Source organism: Planomonospora algeriensis (assembly GCF_977012225.1).
Genome location: NZ_CDRNDK010000200.1, coordinates 1 through 8,089, shown reverse-complemented (window position 1 = coordinate 8,089; position 8,089 = coordinate 1). Strand labels below are relative to the sequence as shown.

General features: G+C 71.7%; 4 protein-coding genes and 1 pseudogene. 2 read left to right on the top strand and 3 right to left on the bottom strand.

Annotation, left to right across the window (positions count from 1 at the left end; translation table 11 throughout):
• The coding region (locus ACWJ6R_RS20305) for a cytochrome P450 (protein WP_449063746.1) at window positions 1-803 on the top strand (803 nt) is incomplete at its 5' end.
• Window positions 804-821: 18 nt separating this feature from the next.
• Here the strand turns inward: ACWJ6R_RS20305 and ACWJ6R_RS20300 are convergent.
• A complete protein-coding gene (locus ACWJ6R_RS20300; protein WP_449063745.1) occupies window positions 822-2,468 on the bottom strand; it encodes a hypothetical protein in 1,647 nt (548 codons plus the stop codon).
• Window positions 2,469-3,104: 636 nt separating this feature from the next.
• Here ACWJ6R_RS20300 and leuS point away from each other — a divergent pair.
• Window positions 3,105-5,572: pseudogene (gene leuS, locus ACWJ6R_RS20295) on the top strand (leucine--tRNA ligase).
• Between the two features lie 135 nt (window positions 5,573-5,707).
• Here leuS and ACWJ6R_RS20290 read toward each other — a convergent pair.
• Window positions 5,708-6,871, bottom strand: coding sequence for a MalY/PatB family protein (locus tag ACWJ6R_RS20290; protein WP_449063744.1), 1,164 nt, complete (start codon window positions 6,869-6,871; stop codon window positions 5,708-5,710).
• Between the two features lie 120 nt (window positions 6,872-6,991).
• The gene (lexA, locus tag ACWJ6R_RS20285; protein WP_449063743.1) at window positions 6,992-7,702 is read right to left on the bottom strand and encodes a transcriptional repressor LexA; all 711 of its coding nucleotides are present in this window, start codon (window positions 7,700-7,702) and stop codon (window positions 6,992-6,994) included.
• Window positions 7,703-8,089: the final 387 nt, after the last annotated feature.

The following is an 8,089-nucleotide window of genomic DNA, read 5'->3' as shown; positions in this document are numbered from 1 at the left end:
CCGAGGTGGCCGCCCGGCTCCCTTTGAAGATCATCTGCGACATGATGGGCATCCCGGAGCGGGACTACGGCTTCGTCTTCGACCGCTCCAACCGGATCCTCGGCGGCTTCGACCCCGAGTACGGCGGGGGCGATCCGGCCACCGCCGCGGAGCACCTGCTGACCGCGGGCATGGAGCTCGACCGGCTCGTCCAGGACCTCGCCGCGTACCGGACCGAACACCCCACGGGCGACCTCACCTCCGCCCTGGTCAACGCGAACATCGACGGGGAGCGGCTCACCGGCCAGGAACTGGGCTCGTTCTTCATCCTGCTGGTGGTGGCGGGCAACGAGACCACCCGCAACGCCATCTCCTACGGCCTGCGCCTGCTCACCCGAAACCCCGACCAGCGCGCGCTCTGGCTGACCGACATCGACGGCCACGCCCCCGGCGCGGTCGAGGAGATCGTACGGCTGGCCTCCCCGGTGAACTTCATGCGCCGCAAGGTCACCCGCGACCACGAGATGAACGGCACCCTCTACCGCAAGGGGGAGAAGGTCGTCCTCTACTACTGGTCGGCCAACCGGGACGAGTCGGTCTTCACCGACCCGCTCCGGTTCGACATCCTGCGGACCGAGGGGCCGCACGTGGGCTTCGGCGGGCCGGGGCCGCACTTCTGCCTGGGCGCCCACCTCGCCCGCCGGGAGATCACGGTGATGTTCCGTGAACTCCTCCGCCGGGTCCCGCGCATCGAGGGCGGCAGTCCCCAGCGGCTCTACTCCAGCTTCATCAACGGCATCAAGCACATGCCGTGCGACTTCTAGGCCGGACCCGTCCGCGTCCTAACCCGCGGTCGTCCTGATCGCCTTGAAGACGGTGTTGACGTCGGGCAGCAGTTCCTTCTTGGCGTCCGGCACCGACATGTAGACGATCGAGGGCAGGTCGGCCCCGGTGCTCACGGCCGCCACGACCACGGTGGTCACGGATCCGTCCGAGGTGATCTCGTAGGCGGCGAGCTGCGCCGGCAGCCCGCCGACCGACAGCGTCTGCTGGGCCGTCTTGCGGGCGCTGTTGCCCTCGGGGAAGAACTTCTTGCGCGCGGCGAGCGTGACCGCGTTGATGACCGGGGCGAGGTTCTCCGGCGAGGTGTAGCGGCTCTTCAGCCGGGGCGAGAGCGGACCCGACATCACCTGTGCGAATTGGGACCTGCCCGCGGAGTCCTGCCCGGCCGGGACGTACTGCCGCGTGCTGAAGCCGTACGTCGTGGGCACGGTCGGGCGCGTGTCCAGCCGCCACGGGGCACCGAGCTGGGGGAGGGTCAGCCCGGCCCTGGCGTCGGTGAGGGTACCGGCGACCGGTGAGGCGTCGCCCTGGAACCTCGGCAGGCGGGGGACCTTCTTCGGGGCGGTGCTCGGCTTGGGGGTGGCGGAGGGCTTGGTCGCGGCGGCCGCGCTGCCGTCGTCGGTGGAGGCCAGCGGGCCGGCCAGGAACGCCCAGAGCACCGCGCCGACCAGTGCGATCACCGCGGATCCGGCGAGCGCGAAGACCCACACGGGCTTGCCGGGCTCGGCGAGGTCCTCCTCTGAGCCCATGGCCTGGTAGTTGTCGCCGAAGACGGTGTTCCACAGCTCCTGCTGGCGCTCCGGCGGCGGGGTCTTCGGCCCGCTGATCTGACCGGCGGTGACGAACGGCCGGTTCGGGTCGGAGGGGTCCCGGCTCAGATGGCCGCCCGCCCGGTCCTGCGCGGGGCCCTGCCCGACCTGCCCGACCTGGCCCGGGTGACCGGTGTGTCCGGGCCCTCCCGGCTGCGGGAGCTGCCCGGGCTGCGTGACCTGTCCCGGGTCGCCGGGCCGCCCCTGGCCCGGGTGCCCGCCCGGTCCGAGGTGGCCGGGCCGGGCCGGGTCGCCCACGGGAGCGGAACCGCCGGCCGGTACGCCGAAGGCGGCGGTCCTGGCGAAGGGGTCGGCGGAGGTGAACGGGTCCGGTCGGGCGAAGGGGTCGGCGGCCGGGGAGGGGCCGGGACCCGTGGCGGTCGGGGGGTTCCAGCCGGGGCGGGAGTCCGTGCCGCGGGGAGGTGTCAGGTCGGGCCGGGAGTCCGCGGCGGGCGGCGGGTTCCAGCCGGGCCGGGAGTCGGCCCAGGCCGGTGTGAAGGCGGAGTTCGGCGTCTCGGAGGAGGCGACGTCCCATCCGCCGGTCCCCGAGGGGGCCGGGGCGGACGGGTGCGCGGGGGCGTCCTCGCCGGACGGGGCGGGTCGCCGGGCACCGTCACCGCCCTGGGAGCCGGAGGTATCCGCGCCGAACATCTGCTGCCACGAGCGGTTGCCGGGGACCGCGGCCGGCCGGGCGGCACCGGTTCCGGGCGGCCCGTCCTGGGGCAGGGGGAGCCGGGGGCCGGTGCCGTGCGGGCCGTCCGCCCTCGCCGGCGGGGTCTCGGGGGCTTCCTGCCATGCCGGAGGCTGCTGGGGCCGGCTGGAATGATCCGAGGCCATGAATTCCTTACCTCCCGCACGGGTGCCCGAATTATGGGTATTGGGCATGGTCTCATGCGGGGCAGGGTGATTCGCAGGGAAACGGGAGAACGCTTCCCTGAACTGGAGGCCGGTGGGATCGGTCGGAGGGTCCTGCAGGGGCAGGCCTGCCTCCACGGGATCCGGGCCCTGCCCCGGCTCTGCTGAGTGCGCCACGGTGAAAAGGGTAAACGGCCGGGACGGGCGAGGTCACAACGGATCCATCCCCATCGTGTCTCGATCATCCCGGATGCGTGGCCGTCCCCATTGTGCTGACCTGGTGCTTCCCGCGTCTCGGTTTTGCTGTGATCGGGCACGCGGTTCCCGCTCATGAAGGAGGATTGCGAACTGCGATAGGCTTGCACTATGCGTGCCGCGGCCCTGCTGCTTACCAGGCCGCATCGGCTCTCCCGGCGTTAGGGGGCGCCCCGCGGATCCCGCCGCGCGAGGCCGTACGGCCCGCCGCGACAGGCGCAGGATCGACGGGGTGCGCTCCAGGCGCCTCACCGATGCGGCTGCCCTTCGCGTGAGCGGAGGGTTTTTCTATTGGGGCCGGATGGGTCCAGATCATCTGCGCAGACGTACACCGAGGGAAGAAACGTGAGCGAGCGAGCCGACATGCGACGCGAAGAGCAGCACTACGACCCGCAGGCACTGCAGGTCAAGTGGGGGCGGCGGTGGGAGGAACTGGACCCCTTCCGGGCCGCGGACGACCCCGCGGACACCCGCGAGAAGCGCTACATGCTCGACATGTTCTCCTACCCCTCCGGTGACCTGCACATGGGCCACGCCGAGGCGTTCGGCATCGGCGACGTCGTCGCGCGCTACTGGGTCCAGAAGGGCTACAACGTCCTGCACCCCGTCGGCTGGGACTCCTTCGGCCTGCCCGCGGAGAACGCCGCGATCAAGCGCGACGCCCACCCCGCCGAGTGGACCTACGCCAACATCGAGACCCAGGCCGCCTCCTTCAAGCGCTACGGGGTCTCCTTCGACTGGTCGACCCGGCTGCACACCAGCGACGCCGCCTACTACCGGTGGACCCAGTGGCTGTTCCTGCGCTTCTTCGAGCGCGGCCTGGCCTACCGCAAGGGCGGCCTGGTCAACTGGTGCCCGAACGACCAGACGGTGCTGGCCAACGAGCAGGTCGTCGGCGGCAGATGCGAGCGCTGCGGCGCCGAGGTGGTCCGCCGCGAGCTGACCCAGTGGTACTTCAAGATCACTGACTACGCCGACCGGCTGCTGGACGACATGACGCAGCTGGAGGGCGGCTGGCCCGAGCGCGTGCTGAGCATGCAGCGCAACTGGATCGGCCGCTCCGAGGGCGCCGACGTCGACTTCGTGATCGAGGGCCGCGACGAGCCGGTCACGGTCTACACCACCCGCCCCGACACCCTGTACGGCGCGACCTTCTTCGTGGTCGCCCCGGACGCCCCGCTGGCCGAGGAGATCGTCTCCGACGGGCAGCGGGCGGCATTCGAGGCCTACCGGGCCGAGGTGGCCAAGCTGAGCGACATCGACCGGCTCTCCACCGAGAAGGAGAAGACCGGCGTCTTCCTGGGCCGTTACGCGATCAACCCGGTCAACGGCGAGCGCATGCCGATCTGGGCGGCCGACTACGTGCTGTCCGACTACGGCCACGGCGCCATCATGGCCGTGCCCGCGCACGACCAGCGCGACCTGGACTTCGCCCGCGCCTTCGACCTGCCGGTCCGGGTGGTGCTCCACACGGGCATGGCCGATCCGGGAGAGACCGGTGTGGCGACCTCCGGCGACGGCGTGGTGGTCAACTCCGGCCCCCTGGACGGCCTGGACAAGACCTCCGCGATCCGCAGGATCATCGAGATCCTGAGCGAACGGGGCACCGGCAAGGCCACGGTCAACTTCCGGCTGCGCGACTGGCTGCTGTCCCGCCAGCGCTTCTGGGGCTGCCCGATCCCGATCGTCCACTGCGCCGACTGCGGCGAGGTGCCCGTCCCGGACGAGCAGCTCCCGGTGACCCTGCCCGACCTGCGTGGCGAGGCCCTGGCGCCCAAGGGTGTCTCCCCGCTGGCCTCGGCCGCCGACTGGGTCGAGACGGCCTGCCCCAAGTGCGGCGGCGCGCCCGGCGGGACACCGACACGATGGACACCTTCGTCGACTCCTCGTGGTACTACCTGCGCTACGTGGACCCGGACTACACCGGCGGCCCGTTCGACGTGGAGAAGGTCCGCCAGTGGGGCCCGATCGACCAGTACGTCGGCGGGGTGGAGCACGCGATCCTGCACCTGCTGTACTCCCGGTTCTTCACCAAGGTCCTGCACGACATGGGCATGGTCGACTTCACCGAGCCCTTCACCCGCCTGCTCAACCAGGGCCAGGTGATCAACCAGGGCAAGGCGATGTCCAAGTCGCTGGGCAACGGCGTGGACCTGGGCCAGCAGATCGACGCCTTCGGCGTGGACGCCGTCCGGCTGACCATGATCTTCGCCGGCCCGCCCGAGGACGACATCGACTGGGCCGACGTCTCGCCCGCCGCATCGCAGAAGTTCCTGGCCCGCGCCTTCCGGGTGATGACCGACGCCGGCGCGGCCTCCGCGCCGGGCGTGGACTTCGCCACCGGTGACCTGGAGCTGCGCAGGGTCGTGCACCGGACCGTCGACGAGGTCACCAAGCTGGTCGAGACCCATCGCTTCAACGTCGCGGTGGCCCGCATGATGGAGCTGACGAGCGCGACCCGCAAGGCCATCGACTCCGGCCCCGGCGCCGCCGACCCGGCGGTCCGGGAGGCCGCTGAGGCGCTGGCCGTCATGCTGTCGCTGGTCGCCCCGTACACCGCCGAGGAGGGCTGGGAGCGCCTGGGACACCAGGCCTCGGTCGCCAGGGCGGGCTGGCCGGTCGCCGAGGCCGCCCTGCTGGTCGAGGAGTCCGTCACCTGCGTCGTGCAGGTGGCCGGAAAGGTCCGCGACCGGCTGGAGGTCTCTCCGGAGATCTCCGAGGACGACCTGCGGACCCTGGCCCTGGCCTCGGAGAAGGTGCAGGGCCTCCTGTCCGGTGCTCCGCGCAAGGTCATCGTCCGTGCGCCGAAGCTGGTCAACATCGTCCCCTGACGCCGCGCCGGGCCTGGGCCGGGTCCCCGGCCCAGGCCCGCGGTCCGGCCCAGGTCCGTTTGCCGGCCCGCCCGCACGGTCCGGCGCCGGACCGCGGGCCGTACGGGACCGGGACGCGGGATCAGGGGAAGCGGGTCATGATCGGGACTTCACGGCCTGGGTGATCCGGTCCAGGATCTCCGAGAGGACCGGACCCGAGGTGGCGAAGTTCAACCGGGCGAAGCCCTCGCCGCCGGGACCGAACGGTGGACCCTGGCTGAGCATCACCCGTGCCTCGCGCTTCAGGAACTCGGCGGGGTCCTCGCCCAGGGCCAGCTCCGTGAAGTCCAGCCACGCCAGGTAGGTGGCGTCGGGAACCCGGTAGCGCACGCCCTCGGGGAGCCCTCCGGCGACCAGGCTCCGGTTGCGGCCGAGCACGGTCCTGACGTCCTCCAGCCAGCCGTCCCCGTGCGCCCAGGCCGCGACGGTCGCGTCGACCCCGAACACGTGCGCCGCGCCGTAGATGTGCCTGGGCTGCGCGGCCATGGTGGCGCGCAGGGTGGGCGGCCCGAAGTGCGCCACGGAGCAGCGGATGCCGCCCAGGTTGAAGGCCTTGGTGGCGGAGGTCAGCGTGACGGTCCGCTCCGGCAGCAGCGTGGCGAAGGGGATGTGCGCGGACGGAGCGTGGGTCAGGTCGGCGTGGATCTCGTCGGAGACGACCAGCAGGTCGTGGCGTTCGGCCAGCTCGGCGAGGACCGTCAGCTCCTCGCGGGTGAACGAGCGCCCGGTCGGGTTCTGCGGGTTGACCAGCAGCAGCACCTTGCAGCGGCCCTCGGCGAGCCGGGCGGCCAGAGCGTCGGTGTCGAAGCCCCAGGAGTCGCCCGCGGGCTCCATCGGGATCGGCAGCAGCGGCCGGTCCATCTCGGTGAGCGTCTCCAGGAAGGGCGGGTAGCTCGGGACGTGCAGCGCCACCGCGTCGCCGGGCCGGGTGGCGACGTGCAGGACGACCTGGAGGGCCTGGTTGATGTCGGTGAAGGAGCGCACGTGCGCCGGGTCGGCGTGCCAGCCGTACCGCTGCTCCATCCGCGCGGCGAAGACCTCCGCCAGCGGACCGTCTCCGAGCCGGTCGAGCCAGACGGGGTAGCCGAGGTCGCCGCGGGCTCGGCGGGCCAGGGCCTCCCGTACGGCGGGGGCGACCGGGAAGTCCATGTCCGCGACCCAGGCGGGGATCACCCCGGGTTCGGCGAGGGACCACTTCGCCCCGTCCCGGGCGGTCAGGCTTTCCAACGTCAGATCGTTCAGATCGGATATGTCGCTCACCGCCCCAGCCTAGGCCGGGGTGGTGAGCGGCGCGGAGCGCGGCCCGGGACGTGCCCGGGCCGGACGGGCCGTGCGGCTCGGGCCGTGCGACTCCGCGGCCTTCACCGGCCGGAGCCCGGCTCAGAGCTTGCGGAGGACCGCCACGACCTTGCCGAGGACGGTCGCCTCGTCACCCGGGATCGGGTCGTAGTTGGGGTTGTGCGGGACCAGCCAGACATGGCCGTCCTTGCGCTTGAAGGTCTTGACCGTGGCCTCGCCGTCGATCATCGCCGCGACGATGTCGCCGCTGTCGGCGACCGGCTGCTGGCGCACGACCACCCAGTCGCCGTTGGCGATGGCGGCCTCGATCATCGAGTCGCCGGTCACCTGGAGCAGGAAGAGGGTGCCCTCGCCGACGAGCTGCTTGGGCAGGGCGAAGACGTCCTCGATGCTCTCCTCGGCGAGGATGGGGCCGCCGGCGGCGATCCGGCCGACGAGGGGCACGTAGGAGGCCGTCGGGCGGCTGACGGGCGCCTCGTCGGAGTTCGCGTCGGGGTCCACCCAGAGCACGGGCTCGCCGGGCAGGCGGACTTCCAGCGCACGGGGACGGTGCGGGTCACGCCGGAGATAGCCCTTGCGCTGCAACGCCGTCAGCTGGTGAGAGACACTGGAGGTGCTGGTGAGCTGCACCGCCTCGCCGATCTCGCGCATCGACGGGGGGTAGCCCCGCTGCTGCACCGAATCACGGATCACCTCGAGGATCTTGCGCTGCCTGGGGGTGAGGCCGAGGGAGTCACGTCTGCGCACCGCCAGGTCGCTGACGGCCGCACCGTTCTCTTTGGGCTCGCTCATGCGATCTCCTCGCCTCCCGGTCTGTATTCCTCATGTCGCACACAGCGACCGTACCGCCGTCGAAGATCATCTTCAAACAATTGTTCGAGTCTTCCTCGAAATCGGCGACGGCGTGGTGTACAACATCGTACGGGAGTTCGATCGACACCGTGTTCGATTCACCGATCTTTCTTCGACCTGTGTTCGGCCAGGCCGGGGCGATGGGAGGGCCATGGAGGCGACCACGCGGACAGGGCGATCCCGGAGGGCGCGGGCGGCGGGGCAGGCGGCGGGGCGGCCCCGGCCGCACCTTCGGCTGATCGAGGGGGGAAGGTCACACCTCCGGGCGGTGGACGGCGGCCGCCCGCGGGCGGCGGGCGAGGGGCGCCCGAGGGGTGCGGGTGAAGG